Source organism: Empedobacter falsenii, from assembly GCF_013488205.1.
Classification (GTDB): Bacteria; Bacteroidota; Bacteroidia; order Flavobacteriales; family Weeksellaceae; genus Empedobacter; species Empedobacter falsenii_C.
The window spans coordinates 3,232,042-3,251,103 of the sequence record NZ_CP040908.1 but is presented as its reverse complement, the minus strand read 5'-3'; the positions used below and the strand labels follow the sequence as shown (position 1 = coordinate 3,251,103).

General features: G+C 33.0%; 22 protein-coding genes. 16 read left to right on the top strand and 6 right to left on the bottom strand.

Translation table 11 applies throughout. The annotated features are described in order from the left end of the window. The first annotated feature begins 6 nt into the window (after nt 1-6). Genes gcvH through FH779_RS15215 form a run of 3 tightly spaced genes read left to right on the top strand, consistent with a single transcriptional unit; the run spans nt 7 to nt 1,222 of the window. Entirely contained in the window at nt 7-387 is a 381-nt protein-coding gene (gcvH, locus tag FH779_RS15225; RefSeq protein ID WP_038335019.1) for a glycine cleavage system protein GcvH, read from the top strand. Beyond that, the gene (locus tag FH779_RS15220) at nt 380-760 is read left to right on the top strand and encodes a VanZ family protein (RefSeq protein WP_084106902.1); all 381 of its coding nucleotides are present in this window, start codon (nt 380-382) and stop codon (nt 758-760) included. Before gcvH ends, FH779_RS15220 begins: the two co-directional genes overlap by 8 nt. 51 nt (nt 761-811) lie before the next feature. Next, on the top strand, nt 812-1,222 hold the full coding sequence (locus FH779_RS15215) for a hypothetical protein (protein WP_180905292.1): 411 nt from the start codon (nt 812-814) through the stop codon (nt 1,220-1,222). 255 nt (nt 1,223-1,477) lie between these two features. On the opposite strand, the gene nadE is transcribed toward FH779_RS15215, so the two are convergent. Beyond that, a complete protein-coding gene (gene nadE, locus FH779_RS15210; RefSeq protein WP_180905291.1) occupies nt 1,478-2,272 on the bottom strand; it encodes an NAD(+) synthase in 795 nt (264 codons plus the stop codon). 100 nt (nt 2,273-2,372) lie between these two features. Here nadE and gldB point away from each other — a divergent pair, with 100 nt between their 5' ends. The 7 genes from gldB (at nt 2,373) to FH779_RS15175 (ending at nt 7,568) form a co-directional block, all read left to right on the top strand. Then, nucleotides 2,373-3,422 carry a gliding motility lipoprotein GldB gene (gene gldB / locus FH779_RS15205; protein ID WP_180905290.1) on the top strand — a complete coding sequence of 350 codons (1,050 nt, stop codon included), beginning with the start codon at nt 2,373-2,375 and terminating at the stop codon, nt 3,420-3,422. Nucleotides 3,423-3,439: 17 nt separating this feature from the next. After that, nucleotides 3,440-3,766: a gliding motility protein GldC gene (gldC, locus tag FH779_RS15200; protein WP_038335027.1), complete on the top strand. Its 327-nt coding sequence runs from the start codon at nt 3,440-3,442 to the stop codon at nt 3,764-3,766. A 96-nt stretch (nt 3,767-3,862) separates the two neighbouring features. Continuing rightward, entirely contained in the window at nt 3,863-5,185 is a 1,323-nt protein-coding gene (locus FH779_RS15195; RefSeq protein WP_114997947.1) for a TolC family protein, read from the top strand. A gap of 64 nt (nt 5,186-5,249) precedes the next feature. Beyond that, on the top strand, nt 5,250-5,855 hold the full coding sequence (locus tag FH779_RS15190) for a DapH/DapD/GlmU-related protein (RefSeq protein WP_114997944.1): 606 nt from the start codon (nt 5,250-5,252) through the stop codon (nt 5,853-5,855). A gap of 82 nt (nt 5,856-5,937) precedes the next feature. Further along, nucleotides 5,938-6,609, top strand: coding sequence for a tRNA (adenosine(37)-N6)-threonylcarbamoyltransferase complex dimerization subunit type 1 TsaB (gene tsaB / locus FH779_RS15185; protein ID WP_038335034.1), 672 nt, complete (start codon nt 5,938-5,940; stop codon nt 6,607-6,609). An 18-nt stretch (nt 6,610-6,627) separates the two neighbouring features. Continuing rightward, the gene (locus tag FH779_RS15180; protein ID WP_114997942.1) at nt 6,628-7,011 is read left to right on the top strand and encodes a DUF423 domain-containing protein; all 384 of its coding nucleotides are present in this window, start codon (nt 6,628-6,630) and stop codon (nt 7,009-7,011) included. 35 nt (nt 7,012-7,046) lie between these two features. Next, entirely contained in the window at nt 7,047-7,568 is a 522-nt protein-coding gene (locus FH779_RS15175; RefSeq protein WP_180905289.1) for a hypothetical protein, read from the top strand. A gap of 33 nt (nt 7,569-7,601) precedes the next feature. Here FH779_RS15175 and FH779_RS15170 read toward each other — a convergent pair whose 3' ends face one another. Both FH779_RS15170 and FH779_RS15165 read right to left on the bottom strand, forming a co-directional pair. Beyond that, nucleotides 7,602-8,120, bottom strand: coding sequence for a hypothetical protein (locus FH779_RS15170; RefSeq protein ID WP_114997937.1), 519 nt, complete (start codon nt 8,118-8,120; stop codon nt 7,602-7,604). A 161-nt stretch (nt 8,121-8,281) separates the two neighbouring features. Then, entirely contained in the window at nt 8,282-8,968 is a 687-nt protein-coding gene (locus FH779_RS15165; RefSeq protein WP_038335041.1) for a YceI family protein, read from the bottom strand. Between the two features lie 148 nt (nt 8,969-9,116). Here FH779_RS15165 and FH779_RS15160 point away from each other — a divergent pair, with 148 nt between their 5' ends. Both FH779_RS15160 and FH779_RS15155 read left to right on the top strand, forming a co-directional pair. Then, nucleotides 9,117-10,082, top strand: a complete 966-nt coding sequence (locus FH779_RS15160; protein ID WP_180905288.1) for an ABC transporter ATP-binding protein — start codon at nt 9,117-9,119, stop codon at nt 10,080-10,082. After that, nucleotides 10,073-10,612, top strand: coding sequence for a GNAT family N-acetyltransferase (locus FH779_RS15155; protein WP_180905287.1), 540 nt, complete (start codon nt 10,073-10,075; stop codon nt 10,610-10,612). The genes FH779_RS15160 and FH779_RS15155 overlap by 10 nt, the downstream gene beginning before the upstream one ends. Nucleotides 10,613-10,695: 83 nt before the next feature. Here FH779_RS15155 and FH779_RS15150 read toward each other — a convergent pair whose 3' ends face one another. From FH779_RS15150 to FH779_RS15140, 3 genes are read right to left on the bottom strand one after another with little or no spacing between them, the layout of a single operon-like run. Next, nucleotides 10,696-11,472 carry an alpha/beta fold hydrolase gene (locus FH779_RS15150; protein ID WP_180905286.1) on the bottom strand — a complete coding sequence of 259 codons (777 nt, stop codon included), beginning with the start codon at nt 11,470-11,472 and terminating at the stop codon, nt 10,696-10,698. Nucleotides 11,473-11,475: 3 nt separating this feature from the next. Next, nucleotides 11,476-12,201 (bottom strand): pyridoxine 5'-phosphate synthase, encoded by a 726-nt coding sequence (locus FH779_RS15145; protein ID WP_180905285.1) that lies wholly within the window; start codon nt 12,199-12,201, stop codon nt 11,476-11,478. A 9-nt stretch (nt 12,202-12,210) separates the two neighbouring features. Further along, a complete protein-coding gene (locus tag FH779_RS15140; RefSeq protein WP_180905284.1) occupies nt 12,211-13,470 on the bottom strand; it encodes a mechanosensitive ion channel family protein in 1,260 nt (419 codons plus the stop codon). 65 nt (nt 13,471-13,535) lie between these two features. Between FH779_RS15140 and FH779_RS15135 the strand changes: the two genes are divergently transcribed. The 4 genes from FH779_RS15135 (at nt 13,536) to infB (ending at nt 18,994) form a co-directional block, all read left to right on the top strand. After that, on the top strand, nt 13,536-14,021 hold the full coding sequence (locus tag FH779_RS15135; RefSeq protein ID WP_038335046.1) for a DUF456 domain-containing protein: 486 nt from the start codon (nt 13,536-13,538) through the stop codon (nt 14,019-14,021). Between the two features lie 110 nt (nt 14,022-14,131). Then, the gene (gene rimP, locus FH779_RS15130) at nt 14,132-14,593 is read left to right on the top strand and encodes a ribosome assembly cofactor RimP (RefSeq protein WP_038335047.1); all 462 of its coding nucleotides are present in this window, start codon (nt 14,132-14,134) and stop codon (nt 14,591-14,593) included. A 15-nt stretch (nt 14,594-14,608) separates the two neighbouring features. Next, nucleotides 14,609-15,844 (top strand): transcription termination factor NusA, encoded by a 1,236-nt coding sequence (gene nusA, locus FH779_RS15125; RefSeq protein ID WP_038335048.1) that lies wholly within the window; start codon nt 14,609-14,611, stop codon nt 15,842-15,844. Nucleotides 15,845-15,907: 63 nt separating this feature from the next. Then, nucleotides 15,908-18,994: a translation initiation factor IF-2 gene (infB, locus tag FH779_RS15120; RefSeq protein ID WP_180905283.1), complete on the top strand. Its 3,087-nt coding sequence runs from the start codon at nt 15,908-15,910 to the stop codon at nt 18,992-18,994. Nucleotides 18,995-19,062 lie beyond the last annotated feature (68 nt).

Genomic DNA, 19,062 nt, shown 5'->3' with positions numbered 1-19,062 from the left:
AACATTATGAGCATTCCAAACAATTTAAAGTACAGTAAAGATCACGAGTGGATTTCTGTAGAAGGAGACGTAGCAACAATCGGTATTACAGCTTTCGCACAAGGAGAGTTAGGAGATATTGTTTATGTTGACGTAGAAACAGAAGGAGAAACTTTAGGTCAAGAAGAAGTATTTGGAACAGTAGAAGCAGTAAAAACAGTTTCTGACTTATTTATGCCAATTAGCGGTGAAGTTGTAGAATTTAACACTGAATTAGAAGGTGAGCCAGAATTAATCAACACTGATCCTTACGGAAAAGGGTGGATTATCAAAGTAAAAATTGAAGACGCTTCTCAATTAGATGCTTTATTAGACGCAGCTGCTTACGGAGAATTAATCGGTGCATAAGACAAAAAAAATAATATTCTTTGCATATGTAGCGTTGGTGTTTTATCTGACGCTACTTCCACAAGAAAATTTTTCGAAATTAAGTACAATCGAAGAATTAGGAATCTTTTTTAAGATTGATAATTTTGATAAAGTTGTACATTGTGGAATGTTTGGAATGATGACGATTTTGTTATTTGTCGCATACAAAATAACAAATCTACGTTTGATGATAATTCCATTTTTGGTAAGTTTTCTTATCGAAATTTTACAAGGCATTTTAACATCACTTCATCGTAGTTTTGATTTTGTCGATTTAATGGCAAACTTATCCGGAATCGCCCTCGCATATATCGCAATAACATATTATTTACAACATAAAAAAACTCAGTAGTATTACTGAGTTTTTTGTTTTTAGTATATTTAGAAATAAAATTTATTTACTATGTTTAAAACAAAAAGTATATGGAGTATGATAATTTTCTCTTCTTTATTTTTGATAGTTATTTATGTATTATTGAATAATCATTTTGATAATTCAACTAAGGAAAATTACAGATATACTATTGCTACTTTGACTAGAATTGATTTTATAGGTAAGAATTCTTCAAATAAAATAAAATTTAATTATTTATATAATGATAAATTAAATAATGGTAGTGACTATTTCGATAATGATAGCACATCTTTCTATAATAGTAAAATAGGTAAAAGATTTTTAGTTAAAATCAATAAAAATGAATGGGTTAATAGACTATTTTTTACGACTAAACTATATATAAATAAACCTGTTCTAGATAATATAAAAGAAGCTCCATCACAAGGTTGGAAAGAGTTACCAAGCTGGGCTAAATAATAAAATTTCACTTACGACTTCTTCATTTATATTATCAATTAAGAAAATGTCATTCCGAGTTTGTCGAGGAATCTGAGATTCTTCATTCCGCTAACGCTACATTCAGAATGACATTATACGTAAGTCATGTTGAATTCGTGTCAACATCACATCAAAATAAAAAAGCAAACTTTCGCTTGCTTTTAAATTGTATTCTAATTATATGTTTTATTGAAGTTCGAATTTCGAAACTCGGAATATGTTTTACCTGTTCACTTACTTCATCAATTCCTCTGGAATATCACAAATCGGAATTGGAACCATCTTGTGTTGGTTAATACGATTTAATCTCGAATAAATCTCGAAAACTTCTTTTTCTCTTCCTTCAAATTCATCTGCAGTTTTTCCAGCTTCTTTCGCTTTCATCGCCCATTCCAATTCATCGTAATTTGCTCCTAATTGATCTTCATCCGAACGATCATCGCCAAATAAACCATCGGTTGGTTTTGCTTTTTGAATATCTGTATTAATGCCTAAAAACTCAGCAATTTTATACACTTCCGATTTCATTAAATCAGCAATCGGACTAAGATCTACACCGCCATCACCGTATTTTGTATAAAAACCAACGCCAAAATCTTCGACTTTATTTCCTGTTCCTGCAACCAAATAATTGTGTAAACCAGCAAAATAATAAAGTGTTGTCATACGTAAACGAGAGCGTGTATTGGCCAACGCTAAATTCACTTTGTCTGTCGTTTCCGTTTCTGGTAAAGCCGAAACCATTGCATCAAAAGTTGAGGTTAAATCAACTTCTATCGAATCGATTGGCGACGAAAACTTATTTTTTAACCATTCAATATGACGTTTTGCTCTATCCGCTTGATTTTTTTCTTGATGAATTGGCATTTCCAAATTAAGCAAAGGATAACCTGTCATTGCACAAAGCGTTGAGGTTACAGCCGAATCAATTCCGCCCGAAATTCCAATCACAAAGCCTTTTTGGTGCGCTGTTTCCAAATAATCTTTCAACCAAGAAACAATATATTCTACAACTTTTTCAGTTTGCATAGTTTAATAATTTATTTCAAAGATAGCAGATTATGAAAAAAATTAGGGTTGAAAATACTACAGATTATTTTACTATTTTTGTTAGCTAAATAACCAAGCAATGAAATTTGTATATGGCTTAGCTTTTGCGAGTTTAATTTTATTTACTGCGTGCAAAAAAGAAAAATCGTGGGAAGTGGATGTCAAAGAACAAAATGTTCAGTTGAATATTCATGATATCAGCCAAGATTTTTTTAACGATTCGATTCCTTTAGCGGCTTTACGAAAAGATTATCCTTTCTTTTTTGATGCAAAAACTGCGGATGACGTATGGGAAAGTCAACGTCGTAATAAAGAAGAATTGAGTATTTATGGACAATCTCGAAAGGTTTTTGGAGATTTTAAAAACTTAAATCAATCGTTAACGCCGATGTTTCAACGTTACCAATTTTATTTTCCAGAATATAAAATTCCGACGGTTTATACCTATTCATCAGGTTTACAAAATATAGATTATCCTGTGATGTTTAGTCAGCAATCTGGCTTGATGTTTATTGCGATGGATGCGTATTTGGGGTCAAAGAATAAATTATATGATAGCATTGGCGTAGAACGTTATTTACGCACAAATTTAGATTTTAATCGTTTGCCTTCTCAAGCTGTTGATGCAATTGCGAATGATGTGGTAACATTTAGCCCAAGAAATCAATTATTTATTGATAAAATGATTTATGAAGGGAAGAAATTGATTTTGCAAGATGCATTGTTAACAGTTACACCAGACGAATATAAAGTTGGTTACACGCCAGAACAAATTCAGTGGTGTATTGAGAACGAAGGTCAAATTTGGAACTTTTTTGTGGAGCAAAATTATGTATTCAGTTCAGATGCTTCTTTGGATAAACGCTTTTTAGCAGTTAGTCCATTTTCAAAATTTAATAATGAAATAGAACAAGATTCTCCAGGAAGAATTGCGGCTTGGATTGGTTTGCAAATTATTCGCCAATACATGAAAGAGAATCCGAAGGTAGAATTGAAAGCTTTGTTAGATGATATGGATGGTCAAAAAATCTTCAAAGATTCTAAATATAAGCCAGCTTTAGAAAGTAATAATTCAACAAATTATACAACAAAAACAATTGATGGTAAAGTTTACCATTTTGTGAAATAAACTAATAATTAGAAGTTATGAGAACAACAAATATTACGGTAGAGATTGAATTGGACGAAAATCACGTACCAGAAAAAATGACTTGGAATGCACCAGACGGTGGAATTAGTCACGAAGAAACAAAAGCAATGTTACTTTCTGTTTGGGATGATAAAGCAAAAGAAGCTTTGCGCATCGATTTGTGGACAAAAGAAATGACACAAGATGATATGAAACGTTTCTTTCACCAAATTTTAATTTCGATGTCTAGTTCTTACGAAAGAGCAACAGAGGAAAAAGAAGTTGCAGAAAGAATCGCTGCTTTTGCAGAAGAATTTGCAATTGCTTCAAAAATTAAAGGTTAATTTACTGACCAAATAAAACTTTAAGTCGAATTTCGTAACATTTTGGTTAGAAATTCGACTTATTTTATATCTTTAATTTTCTGACAAGAATAGTCTATGAAACAATTATTTTTTACTTTACTATTTATTACTTCTCTTTCTTCGTTTGCCCAAGAAGAATGGACAATTGAAAAGTGTATTGAGTATGCTTCGAAAAATAATTTGACTGTTCAGCAGAATACCATCAACCAAGAAATTTTCAATAAAAATTTAGAGTTAACCTACAATGCATGGTTGCCAACGGTTTCGGGTTATGTAGATACTAATTTTACAATCGGAACGTATAATCCAACAATAGAAAAGGGATATTATCAATTTGCGCATTCATTTGGTGTACAATCTAGCATTAATATTTATAGTGGTGGAGTTGTTCAATTGAATAAAGACAAAGCTGCTTTGGAATTGGAAGCGTCGAAAGTGCAAACTGCGATGACGATAAATGATATTTCGTTGCAAGTAGCGAATTATTATTTGGCGGTTTTATTGAACAAAGAATTGAAACAAGTTGCAGTTGGAAATCTAACTATTTCGAAACAATTATTGGATCAAAATCAAAAAAAGTTTAAAGCTGGATCTGTAGCTCAATCTGTTGTAGCTCAATCTGAATCTGAAGTCGCGACAAATACACGTGAAGTGGTAAATGCACAAATCGAAATAGAGCGTGCATTGTTCAATTTAGCGATGTTGTTGCAATTAAATGATTACCGAAATTTTGCTGTAACCGATGTGAAGATTCCAGATAATGTTACGTCTCAATTGTATAATTTGGATGATGTGGTGGAAACGGCTTATCAAAATCAGCCTTCTGTCAAACATGCCGAATTGCAAATTGATGTTGCTGCGAAAGAAACTCAAATCGCGCGAACTTCATTATTTCCAAAAGTGACAGGAAGTTTCAATTTCGGAACGAACTATCTGCAATATTTCAACAAGAGATTACGCCAAGATGCGTTATTAGAGCAATTAGGACATAATGTAACAGGTGTTTTTGGAGTTGGTGTGACTATTCCAATTTGGAATCAATATTCCTATAAAATTAATATTCAGAAAGCATTAATCAACGAGGATTTAGCAAAAGTTGGTCTTTTACAATCGAAACAAGAGGTGTTGAAAAATGTTCAGTCTGCTTATTTCGAAGTAAATAGTTCTTATGCGTCATACGATTCGTCGAAAGAAGCGGTAAAATATGCGAAAATTTCATACGATTTTGCGCAAAAATCTTACAATGCCGGTGTAATTAATCAATATGATTTTAACCGTTCGCGTAATGATATGATGGTTGCAGAATCGCAAATGTTGCAAGCGAAATATAACTATATTTTCAAACAAAAAGTATTAGATTTCTATGCTGGCGTTCCTATTACGTTGGAAGAAAAATAGAGGTTTAACTATTTTAATAACCTTTTTTTGATATAATTTATTTCTAGATTTTTTAAATTTAGAAATGATAAATATTCAAGATTATATAAAAAGTTTTTTGTCTCACTTTCCAGAAAATGTAAATCAGCAACCTTGGGAAATCGTAGATAATTTAGAGGAAATTATTACCAATAAAATTCAGCAACTATCTGATGATTATACGATCGAAGGTAGTGTTGCGATTCATAAATCTGCAACTGTAGAGAAAGGAGTTACACTAAAAGGAACAATTATTATTTCAGAAAATTGTTTTATCGGAGCGCATGCGTATTTACGTGGACCAATTTTTCTTGCGAATTCGGTTATTGTTGGCCCGGGATCAGAAGTAAAACAAGCAATTCTTTTTGAAAAATCTGCAATAGCACATTTCAATTTTGTTGGAAATAGTTTAATTGGTGAAAATGTAAATTTTGAGGCTGGTTCTATTTGCGCGAATCATTACAATGAACGTATTGATAAAAATATTTCTGTAAAAGTCAACGATCAAATTATTTCAACTGGTGTAACGAAATTTGGAGCTTTGGTAGGAGACGATTCAAAAATTGGAGCAAATGCAGTTCTTTCTCCAGGAACTATTTTAGAACAAAATTCTATTGTGAACAGATTAGAATTGGTCAAACAAATCGATTAAAGCTAATTATTTTCTCCATTTCTGATAGAAAATCATCTTATCAAACATAAATCATCTAACTTTCGTGATGTATCTTTGCATCATGGCAACAATCTTAAATTTAGAAACTTCAACAAAAAATTGTTCAGTTTCGATTGCTAAAGATGGCGTTCAACTATGTTTGGTTGAAGAAAGTGATGAAAATTATGCACATGGCGAAAAACTGAATCAGTTTGTGGATTGGTGTGTGGAAGGTGCGCAAATAAATTGGAAAGATATCGAGGCGGTTTGTGTTTCAAAAGGTCCTGGGTCTTATACAGGTTTACGTATTGGCGTTTCGTCTGCCAAAGGTTTTGCATATGGTTCTGATATCCCGTTGATGGCGATTAATTCGTTGCAAATTTTGGCGGAATCACAATTAAATCAAGAGGTTGATTATATCATTCCGATGATTGATGCAAGACGAATGGAAGTCTATACAGCTTTGTTCGATAAGCAAGGAAATCAGTTAACAGAAACCGAAGCGAAAGTAATCGACGAAACTTCTTTTGAAGAATTGAAAGGAAAGAAAATTATTTTTGTGGGTGATGGAGCAGAAAAATGTCAAGAAGTTTTAGCGCATTTGGATGCTACGTTTATACAAACTTTTCCATCGGCAAAAGATATGATTCGTGTTGCGGAAGAAAAATTTAACCAAAAGTCATTTGAAGATGTTGCGTATTTCGAGCCATATTATTTGAAGGATTTTGTGGCTGGAAAAAAGAAATCTGAATAAAATAAAAAGAGATAATTTATGAAAAATCTTGTGTTGACAATCGCTTCATTATACGGAATGACGGCGGTTATATTAGGCGCTTTCGGAGCTCATGCGTTCAAGAAAATTTTACCTGCGGAAAAATTAGCAAGTTTTGAAGTAGGGGTACGTTATCAAATGTATCATGCAATAGTTTTATTAGCTGTTGGAATGTATTTTCAATTTAACAACGGATTAGAACGCTCTGCTGCTTGGTGTTTAATTGCCGGAACATTTGTTTTTTCTGTAAGTATCTATTTGTTGTCATTCGCAGAACATTGGAACGTAAACCTTAAATTTTTAGGACCAATTACGCCACTTGGAGGATTATTCATGATTATCGGTTGGGGTTTATTGGCTTGGATTTTTATGAAAGGAAAATAATTTTCTTTAAATTTATATAATTGTTAATCAGTTATATGAATTTGTGGAATAAATTATTGGTTGGATTATTATTTTTGCTTGCAATTAATACAAAAGCGCAAGATAAATTAGTGTTGACGACTCCTTTAATCTTTAAACATAGCAACTTTGAATTGAAATTGTTTAACAACCAACAATTCCAATACAAGTCGGTTTTTTATAACTGTATTGTAGAGTTAGATAAAAACGGTAAAGAAATCAATAATGCTAATTATGGTTTTGCTGAAGGAACTTATCAAGTAAAGGACAATAAATTAATCTTAACTGTAAAATCGTCAAGTAACTATTATTCTTTAGAAAAAGAATATTACTTTTTGATTCTTGATAAAAAGACTTTTTTGATAGCCAACAAGGATCGAAAAAATCTCAAAGAAGCAAGGATGAGAAGACCAAATAAATCTTTTCCGAATTATATTATAGATACAGATAATCGTAAAGAATATACATTTTATAGTACTAATCAAAAAGTAACTATCGAAGGTTACGAAAAAGATAAAATATATCAAATGTTTAAATAGAAAAACGGCTCAGATTTCTGAGCCGTTTTTTATTTATTTTGGTTTTATTATTTCTTCAAAATCGTCTTCGTCAAATTCGAATTCTTCAAATGTACATTCAATTTCGAAAGGAATATCTCCGTCAGATTCTTCTACAAAATCTTGTACTTCACCTTTCCAATTTAAGGTCAAAATTCCTTTGTCATTTACACTAAAAGTTAATTCGTTGTTCACCGTTTCATAATCTTCTTCCGAAACATTCAACGTTGTGTAATATACTTCCACAGTTTCACCTTCTTCGTCTTCTTCCTCGGCAAAACCGTAAGGAATAGAAACTTTTTTACCGTTCAATTCCTCCACAGATTCTACATCCAAAGGAAAATCATCAATAAATAAAGAAAGTTGAGGAAAATCGTTTTGTAACGAATCGCCTTCTACGTGTTCTAAGTCATCAGTCGAATGTATTTCTACCAACAAACATTTTTTATTTCCTTGAAAAACGACTTTGCATAACGATTTTTCAATATTATAATTAAATGTTTCATCCGGATGGAAGAACTTAATTGTTTTCATTGTTTTGTTAATGTATGTTATTAATTATGAGTACGAATATAATTAAGTTCAATTAATTATCACAAAAAAAATGAGAGAAATTATATTTTTTCGCCTCTAAACCAAAAAAGCCATCTATCTAAGATAAATGGCTTCTATTATTTTATGAATATTCAATTCGATTATTTTGCAGCTTCTTCAGTTGCAGCAGCTGGTTTAGCTGATAAATCTACTTGTAATAAAACTTCGTCTTTTACAATAGATCCTCCACCACCTGTGAAAACAATTCCGAAATCTTTACGGTTAATTCCGAATTCTTCAGATTTGATTGTAACACCATTCGCATCAACAGTTACGTTAGCTTTGAAAGTAACATTTTTAGGAACTCCACGGAAATCTAAGTTTCCAGAAATTTCTGAATTGTAATCTCCTCCTTCTAAAGCTTTAACTCCTGTAATTTCGAAAGTTGCAGTTGGGAATTTTTCAACGTCTAAGAAATCAGCAGATTTTAAGTGTCCGTCTAATTTTCCTTTACTTTCTGCATCAGCATCTAAATCTTTCGATTCGAAAGAAGCAAAATCAGCAACAAATTTCCCTGATTCTAAAACTCCGTCGTGTACTTTTACAGAACCTTCTTTTAATTTTACTACTCCGTAGTGACCTTCTTCTGGTTTGTTGATATCGTCAAAAGTTTTTCCACCTTTCCAATTTACAACAGATGCAGTTGTATCAACAGCATATTCTGCAGCTCCTTCAGTTGATGTTGCTCCTTCTTGAGCTTCTGTAGCAGCTTTAGTTTCAGTTTTTCCTCCACAAGATGTTAATGCAACAGCAGAAACAACAGCCAATCCTAAGAATAATTTTTTCATATCGCTTTTTTTAATTTTTTCTTTTACAAAACTATAATATAAATTAATAGTTGATATTGATTTATATCAATAAATGAAATAATTAAACAATTATTTCATATTGAATAAATCTAATACCTTAGCCAAACATAAGAAAAATTATTCAATCGTGCTAAACGTAAAACAACTCAGTTATAATTATCCAGATTTCGAAGAAAAAGTACTCGATAACATCAATTTTGCAGTTAACAAAGGCGAAGTGATAAGTATTATCGGAGAAAGTGGAAGTGGAAAGTCAACTTTACTGAAATTGATTTATGGTTTGTTAGATTTTAAAGAAGGAGAAATTTACTATCATACCAAAAAATTACGTGGTCCTGCTTATAACTTGATTCCAGGTCATAAAATGATGAAATACGTAGCGCAAGATTATGATTTGTTAGATTTTGTGACGGTTGGCGAAAATGTCGGAAAATTTTTAAGCAATTTTGATTTAGAACTTAAGCAACAACAAATTGACGAAGCGTTAACGGTGGTTGAAATGTTAGATTTTAAACATATTTTTCCAAATAAACTGAGTGGAGGTCAGCGACAGCGTGTGTCTATTGCACGAGCTTTGGCACAACAACCCGAAATTTTGTTGCTGGATGAACCTTTTTCTAATTTAGATCAAACATTAAAATTAACCATTCGAGAAAAAATTATGGATTGGTGCAAAGCGCATCAAATTACAGTAATTTTTACAACGCACGATTTGAATGATGCTTTTTATACTTCGGATAAAATTTTAGTTTTGCAAAACGGAAAAATGATTCAGTTTGATGAGGTCGAGAATGTGCGAAATTCTCCTGCGACAGCTTATGTGGCCAAACTTTTTGGTTATGTAAATGTGTTGGATGATTCGCAAGATTTAGGAATCGATTCTTCTAAAATTGTCATTTATCCAGAAGAAATTACAATTTCTGAAAATGGAAAATTTGAAGGAAAAGTAATTTCATCAAAATTTCAGGGAAGAGATTATTTGGTAAGATTTACATTCAAAAACATTGAATTGTTGATTTATTCTTCTCAAAAATTAATGAAAGATGAGTTGATACATTTTGAAGTTATAAAATTTCATCAATTATGCATTTAGAAAGTTTACAAGTAACGGAATTGTGTAGCGAACGATTAATTTTGATGCCGTTCACGATTTCCATTTGCGAAAATATATTACAGAATAATTATACCGAATTAGAGCAATTAAATTTAGTTAGAGGAAAAGGTTGGCCAGATGCAGATGTAATCGAAACATTGCCTCGAATTATTGTAAACTTGTCTAAAGTTGACGCACCAACAGGTTTCGAATCGTGGATGATTATCAAGAAATCAACACGAGAAATAATTGGTGACATTGGTTTTAAAGGTTATAATTTTGTTGGAAGAAGTTGTGATATTGGTTATGGAATTATCGAAGCAGAAAGAAAACAAGGTTTTGCCGTTGAAGCAGCTGCGGAATTGATAAATTGGGCATTTACAAAAGAAACTTTGGAAGAAGTAACCGCTTGTTGTTTGATAGAAAATATTGGTTCAACGAAACTTTTGACAAAACTAAATTTCACTGAATTGAGTCGAGATTCAACTATGATTTATTGGTCGTTGTTGAGAGAAAATAAATTGATTTAAAGAATAGATTTCTCGATAAACTTGGAATGATAATCTGATATAAAAAAAGCGAAATTCAAATTTAGAATTTCGCTTTTTTGTTTTTATTTATTCAACAAGAAATCTAAAACTTCTGCTGTAAAATCTTTCGGATTTTCGGCATGTAACCAATGTCCTGCATTTGCAATTTTCTTGATTTCCGCATTTGGAAAACGCTCTTTGATAATCATTTCATCTTCTGGCATAATGTAATTAGAATTTGCGCCACCCAAAAATAAAGTTGAACCATCAAATTCTCCTTTTAACAATTCAGAACCAATCATCTCTTGATAAAATTTATCCAAAATATCTAAATTGAATCGAAAAGCATATTTTCCATTCTCGGCATGGTAAACGTTCTTCAATAAAAATTGTCGCACACCAATTTCAGGAATATATTGTTCTAAAGTAGCTTCTACATCTTTTCGAGTTTCGACTTGATCAAAATTAACAGATTTTAATGCTTTGAAAATCGCATTATGATGAGGTTGATACGCTTTTGGTGCCATATCCGCAACAATCAAATGATCTAATCTATTTTGATGAATCATCGCAAAATCAATCACAATTCTTCCGCCAAGCGAATGTCCCAACAAATGTGCTTTTTCGATAGAATTTGCATCCATATAATTCACAATATCTTGCGTCATAGCTGCTAAAGAAGAATCTTCGCTATGAAAACTACGTCCATGATTACGTAAATCAATCAAATGTGTCGTAAAATATTCACCAAAATGTTTTCCTAATGTGCTCCAATTATCCAATTGCCCGAATAATCCATGAAAAACCAACAAATGTTTTTCACCAGAACCGACAATTTTACTATGTAAGATTTCTGCCATTTTTTACAAATTTGCTAATTCAATTTTACGTAAATAGGCTTGTGTCGTATTTTCTAAACCTAAATATAGGGCTTCAGAAATTAACGCATGACCAATAGAAACTTCTGCAATTGTTGGAATTTCGCGAATAAAATATTCAATATTGTCCAAACTCAAGTCGTGTCCAGCATTTACAGCCAAGCCGTTTTCAATTGCCAATTTAGCTGTTTCTTTATATGGGTTAATTGCTTCAAGATTTCCTAAACCATATTGCGTTGCAAATTCTTCTGTGTACAATTCGATTCGATCTGCACCAGTTTTTGCAGCACTTTCAATTAAAGCAGGATTTGGATCTAAGAAAATAGATGTTCTGATTCCCGCATCTTTAAACGTTTTAATCACATCAGTTAAATAATCAAAATGTTTGATTGTATCCCAACCAGCATTTGATGTAATCGCATCTTCCGCATCAGGAACTAAAGTAACTTGTTCTGGTTTTGAGTTTAAAACCAATTCCATAAAACTATCAATCGGTTTTCCTTCAATATTAAATTCAGTTGTTACAACAGGTTTCAAATCGTACACATCTTGGTAACGAATATGACGTTCATCTGGACGTGGATGAATCGTAATTCCTTGTCCTCCGAATTCCTGAATTTTGATTGCCGCTTCTACAAGATTTGGCGTATTTCCACCGCGTGCATTACGAATTGTGGCAATTTTATTTATATTAACACTTAATTTAGTCATGATTTTATATTATAATTTTTTTATATCAGAAAGCGAAATGCTTTGCATAATTTCTAAGTCAAATTTACGACAAGCTGTCAACAAATGATCGAAAATATCAGACTGAATTCTTTCAAATTCCAAATTGCTTGCCGAAGTTGTAAAACATCCAATTTCTAACGGCATTCCAAGCGGAGAAACAGGTAATTGTTTTACAATAATTGGATCATTTTGCGAAACAGTTTTCAAACTTTTTAAATAATGTTCAACATAAATTCTAAAAACACCAATATTGGTTAAATTTTTACCATTAATATCTAAATCAGAATTTTCAATGTTTTGATTATAGATGGAAATTTCGTGACGTTTTTGTTGAATATAATGATGAATTAAAGTAATATTTTCAAAACGATTTAACATTTCTTCGTTACAAAACTGAAACGAATTGACATTAAACGAAACCGAACGTTTTATTTGACGAGTTCCAGTCGCCAACATCGCCATATGATTGGTTACTTGCGACGAAACCAAATCCACAGTAGGAACCGTTGCAATAGATTTATCAAACTTCTCAATTTTCACCAAATTAATGTTAATTTCTTTAACTGTTCCCTCAATATCGCCTTTGGAAACGGTAATCCAATCACCAACTTTTACAATTTTAGAATAAGAGATTTGCAAACCAGAAACAAATCCGAAAATCGCATCACGAAAAATCAATAAAACAGCTGCGGTTAAAGCTCCGAGAACAGTAATAATCGTATTTTTATCAACCGTAAACAAAATCATTATTCCAGAAATTATCGCAAAAAACGTGATGATAAACTTCAACATTTGTCCAAAAGTTCGCACTCCAACTGTTGTATAACTGTTTTCTTCGTTGTACACATCAATAATTGTATTGATAACTCGGAAAATAAGTTGCGTAAAAACGATTAATGAAATAAGTTGCGTAATGCGTTGAACAACATGAAAAATATTTCCTTCATTCTTGAATAAAATAACATTCATGCTTAATGCAAAACTGATTGGAATGAGATGAATAGCGGAAACAAAGACTTTGTTTTTGTACAAAAACTTCAACCAATCGTTTTCGGTGAAATTCTTTAATTTTTTTAGAAGCGGAAGAATAATAGCTCTTAGCACAAAATCTAACACAAAAAGAATAGCTATCCAAGTGACAATTTCTAAGAAATTAAAAAGATTTTCAGACAAATCAATTTTGAAATATTGATTGAAAAAAAATTTTACACCATCAGAAAATTCTTCATAAAAAGATTTATCTTGCATAAGCTGTTAATTGAGTTTAAATAGATTTGTTTGTGCAAAGTTACAGTTTTAAAAATACTAAAATAATGGATAACGATAGTATACTAAATCTTATTAGTGGAATTTTATTGGTTGTTGGTTTGGTCGGAACTGTTTTGCCAGTTTTACCAGGAGCACCTTTGGCATTGGTCGGATTATTAGTTTTTAAATTTAGTGGTGATTGTAGTTACAATTGGGGAACGATAATTATTGCAGGACTTTTTGTGTTATTAGGTGCGCTTTTAGATTATTTACTGCCTGCATATATGACCAAAAAATTAGGCGGAACCAAATACGGAATTTGGGGATCTATTGTCGGATTAATCATCGGATTATTTTTTCCACCAATCGGTTTTATCGTAGGACCTTTTTTGGGAGCGTTATTAGGCGAATTAATTTTTACTGCGGCTTCGCCCAAGGTTGCTTTAAAATCTGCTTTCGGATCTTTTGTAGGATTTATTTTGACAACAGGTTACGACATTATATTAACGTTAATCTTTATCGGAATATTTGTATATCAACTGATGAATTAATCAGATTAAATGGTTGAAATTAGGTCAATAAAAAAAAATGACCTATATTTGCAAAGAATTTAAAGGAATAAATGGAGGAGGGCTGGTTATAGCTCTCTTTTTCGTTGTATATGGATTCAAGTAAAGTAAAACAGCTGATAGACGAAGCAATTGCGGAAAATCCGTCATTGTTTCTTATCGATTGGAAAATCACTCCAGATGATAAAATTGTAATTTTAGCAGATGGAGACGAAGGTCTTTCAGTCGAAGAAATTGTAAGAATAAGTCGACATGTAGAGCACAATCTTGATAGAGAAGAATGTGATTTTGCATTAGAGGTTTCCTCTCCTGGTGTAGGAAGTAACCTAACCATGCCACGCCAATTTGCCAAAAATGTAGGAAGAACTTTAGAAGCTACATTAAGCGACAAAGTGGTGGAAGGCGAAATTGTAGAAGCCGATGAAGAAGGTGTTACAATTTTTTGGGAAGCGCGCGAACCAAAACCTGTAGGAAAAGGAAAAATTACAGTAGAACACGAAGAAAAAATAAATTACGCTGACATCAAGAAAGCGATTATAAAAGTCACCTTTTAAAAAAATTAAAGTTTAATGGACAATCTTGCATTAATTGAATCTTTTGGAGATTTTAAAGACGATAAGAACATCGACCGTATTACGCTGATGGCAATCTTAGAAGAAACCCTGAAAAGTGTTTTGAAAAAGAAATATGGTACAGATGATAACTTTGATATTATTGTAAATCCTGATAAAGGAGACTTAGAGATTTGGCACAACCGTATCGTTGTAGAAGACGGTTTCTCAGAAGACGACGCAACAGATATCGAATTATCTGAAGCACGTAAAATTGAGCCAGATTTTGAAGTAGGTGAAGAAGTATCGGAAAAAATTCCGATCGAAGCATTAGGTCGTCGTGCGATTTTAACATTACGCCAAACATTGGTTTCTAAAGTAATGGAGCATGATAATTCTAATTTATACGAAAAATTTAAAGGTTTAATTGGAGAAGTAGTTTCGGGAGAAATCCACTATGTACGTCACAAACAAGTGATTATTATGGATGACGAACAAAACGAAATGATTTTACCAAAAGAAAATCAAATACCATCAGATTTTTTCAGAAAAGGAGATACATTACGTGCAGTTGTAGATGACGTAAAATTAAGAGGAGCAAAACCTCAAATTATTTTATCTAGAACATCACCAAAATTCTTAGAGAAATTATTTGAACAAGAAATTCCTGAAATTTTAGACGGATTAATTACAATCAAAAATGTAGTTCGTATCCCTGGAGATAAAGCAAAAGTTGCAGTAGAATCTTACGACGATCGTATCGATCCAGTAGGAGCTTGTGTCGGAATGAAAGGATCTCGTATCCATTCAATTGTACGCGAATTACGTAACGAGAATATCGACGTAATCAACTACACAAACAACATGAGTTTGTTTATTCAACGCGCTTTAAGCCCAGCTAAAATTTCGAATATCGAAATTAATGAAGAAGAAAACAAAGCCTTAGTTTACGTAAATGCAGACGAAGTTTCGAAAGCAATTGGTAAAGGAGGTTACAATGTTCGTTTAGCTTCTAAATTAGTTGGAATGGAAATTGATATTTTCAGAGAAGGAGCCCAAGACGAAGACGTAGAATTATCAGAATTCTCAGACGAAATCGATGCATGGGTAATCGAAGCATTTAGTGCTATCGGGTTAGATACTGCCAAAAGTATTTTAGAACAAGATGTTGATGATTTAATCAAACGTACGGATTTAGAAGAAGAGACGATCTTAGACGTAATCCGTGTGTTAAAAGAAGAGTTTGAAGATTAATTCATACTCAAGTCATAAACAATTCATACATTTGCAAACATTAAAATAAGAGATTAGCTTCATATGTCGGAAACAATAAGATTAAGTAAAGTATTAAAAGAATTAAATATATCAATAGATAGAGCTGTTGATTTTTTAGAAGGGAAGGGTACAACAGTAGAAAAAAATCCGAACTCTAAAATCGATGTGCCAACTTACGATATTTTAGTTAATGAGTTCCGATCTGATGCTAAACAAAAGCAAGCTTCCGGTGAAGTAGTCATTAACAAAATTTCAGATATCAAAGCCGCTGAGAAAAAAGAAGCAGAAGCAAAAGCTGCAACTGAAAAACCAGTAGAAAAGAAACCTGAAATCATTGAAACGACGAAAGTTGAATTGGAAGGACCAAAGACTGTTGGAAAAATAGACTTAGATGCTTTGAAACCTAAAGCCAAAGTAGAAAAAACTGCGGTAAAAGAAGAGGTGAACAAAGAAGAAATCAAGAAAGAGGAAGCTCCAAAAGCTGAACCAAAAACTGAATCAAAAGAGGAAACGAAAGGACCAAAAGTGATTAAAGTTATTGATCTTGATAAAATAAATAATACAGGTAAACCTAAAAAGCAAGATTCTCCAGCTCCTAAAAAAGAGCAAGCAGAACCTAAAAAGGCGGAAGCACCGAAGGCGGAAGTTAAAAAAGAGGTGAAGAAAGAAGAACCTAAAAAGGTGGAAGAGGTTAAAAAGCCTGAAATAAAAACGGAAGCGAAGCCTGAAGTGAAGAAAGAAGAGATTGAAGAAGTAGCAGCAGTTGAACCTCAAAAAATTGAAACTGTCTACACAAAATTAGATGGACCTAATTTTACAGGTGCAAAGATTGACTTATCTAAATTTGATAAGAAAAAAACTGACGATAAAAAAGGGAATCAAAAAGGTGCTAATAACGCTGCTGACAAGAAAAAGCGCAAACGTATCCAGAAAAACGTTAAACCAGAAGATGTAGCAAAAGCTGGAGAAAACGGAGGAAACAATAACAATCGTCAAGGTGGTAATAACAACCACGGAGGAGGAAATAATAATAACCGCCAAGGTGGTAATAACAACCACGGAGGAGGAAATAATAACAACCGTCAAGGTGGTCAAGGACAAGGTGGAAATCGCCCAGGAGGTCAAGGCGGAAATCGTCAAGGCGGACAAGGTGGTAATCGTCAAGGTGGTGGAAACTTTAGAGGTGGAAACAATCGTGGACCAAGAGTTCCTCAAGTAGAACTTTCTGACGAAGATGTTAAAAAACAAATTAAAGACACTTTAGATAAACTTACTAATAAAGGAAAAGGATCTAAAGGGGCTAAACACAGAAGAGACAAACGTAAAGAACGTCGTGAGTTTGCTGAGCAAGAGCAAGAAGCAATGGACATGGACAAAACTTTACACGTAACAGAATTTGTAACGGTTAACGAATTAGCTTCGTTAATGGATGTTTCTGTTACAGAAGTTATCTCTGCATGTATGTCATTGGGAATCATGGTTACCATGAACCAACGTCTTGAAGCGGATACAATTCAATTAGTTGCAGATGATTTCGGATTCGAAGCAGTATTTGCTAATGCTGAAGAAGAAATCTCAACTGAAGAAGAAGAAATCGATAACGAAGAAGATTTAGTAACTCGTGCGCCAATCGTAACTGTAATGGGACACGTTGACCACGGTAAAACATCTTTATTAGATTATATTCGTAAAGCAAACGTAATTGCTGGTGAGTCTGGAGGTATTACACAACACATTGGTGCGTACAACGTAACATTGCCAAGTGGTAAACGTGTAGCGTTCTTAGATACACCAGGTCACGAGGCCTTTACAGCGATGCGTGCTCGTGGTGCTCAGGTAACGGATATTGCAATTATCGTGATTGCGGCCGATGACCAAATCATGCCACAAACACGTGAAGCAATTTCTCACGCTCAAGCAGCTGGAGTACCAATGGTATTCGCAATCAACAAAGTTGATAAACCAGCAGCTAATCCAGAAAAAGTAAAAGAGCAATTAGCTCAAATGAACTTATTAGTTGAAGACTGGGGTGGTACTTACCAATCTCAAGAAATTTCGGCTAAATCTGGTTTAGGAGTAGAAGATTTATTAGAAAAAGTATTATTAGAAGCTGAGGTATTAGACCTTAAAGCAAATCCAAAACGTAAAGCTTCTGGTACAGTTGTAGAAGCTGCATTAGACAAAGGACGTGGATATGTTTCGACAATTATTGTACAAACAGGTACATTACACATCGGAGATTATGTATTAGCAGGATCTCACCATGGTAAAGTTCGTGCAATGTTAGATGAGCGTGGTAACAATATCAAAGTTGCTGGACCATCAACACCAGTTACAATATTAGGATTAGCAGGTGCGCCAACTGCAGGTGATAAGTTCAAAGTTTACGAAGACGAACGCGAAGCGAAACAAATTGCAACTCGTAGAGATCAATTACAACGTGAGCAAACTATTCGTACACAAAAACACATCACACTTGATGAGATTGGACGTCGTATCGCTTTAGGAGATTTCAAAGAGTTGAATATTATCTTGAAAGGGGACGTGGATGGTTCTGTAGAAGCATTAACAGACTCTTTACAAAAACTTTCGACAGAAGAAATTATTGTTAACATCTTACACAAAGGAGTTGGACAAATTACAGAATCTGACGTATTATTAGCTTCTGCTTCAGATGCGATTATTATCGGATTTAATGTTCGTCCTGGTGGATCTGCTCGTGATATTGCAGAAAAAGAAGAAGTTGAAATTAGAACTTACTCAATTATCTATGCTGCGATCGAAGAGATTAAAGAAGCGATGGAAGGTATGTTATCTCCAGAGTTGAAAGAGCAAGTAACTGGTAATATTGAAGTTCGTGAAACATTCAAAGTAACGAAAGTTGGTACTATTGCTGGATGTATGGTCTTAGACGGTAAAGTTTACAGAAACTCTAGTATTCGTATCATTCGTGACGGAGTTGTGATCCACGATGGTGAATTAGCTTCATTGAAACGTTTCAAAGATGACGTGAAAGAAGTTAGTAAAGGTTACGAATGTGGTCTTAACATCAAAAACTTCAATGATATTCAAGTAGGTGACATTATCGAAGCTTACGAAACTGTAGAGGTTAAAAAGAAATTGAAATAATCAATTCTCAACAAATATTTTAAAAGGAGCTCAATTTGAGCTCCTTTTTTTATGAAATTTTATTTAAT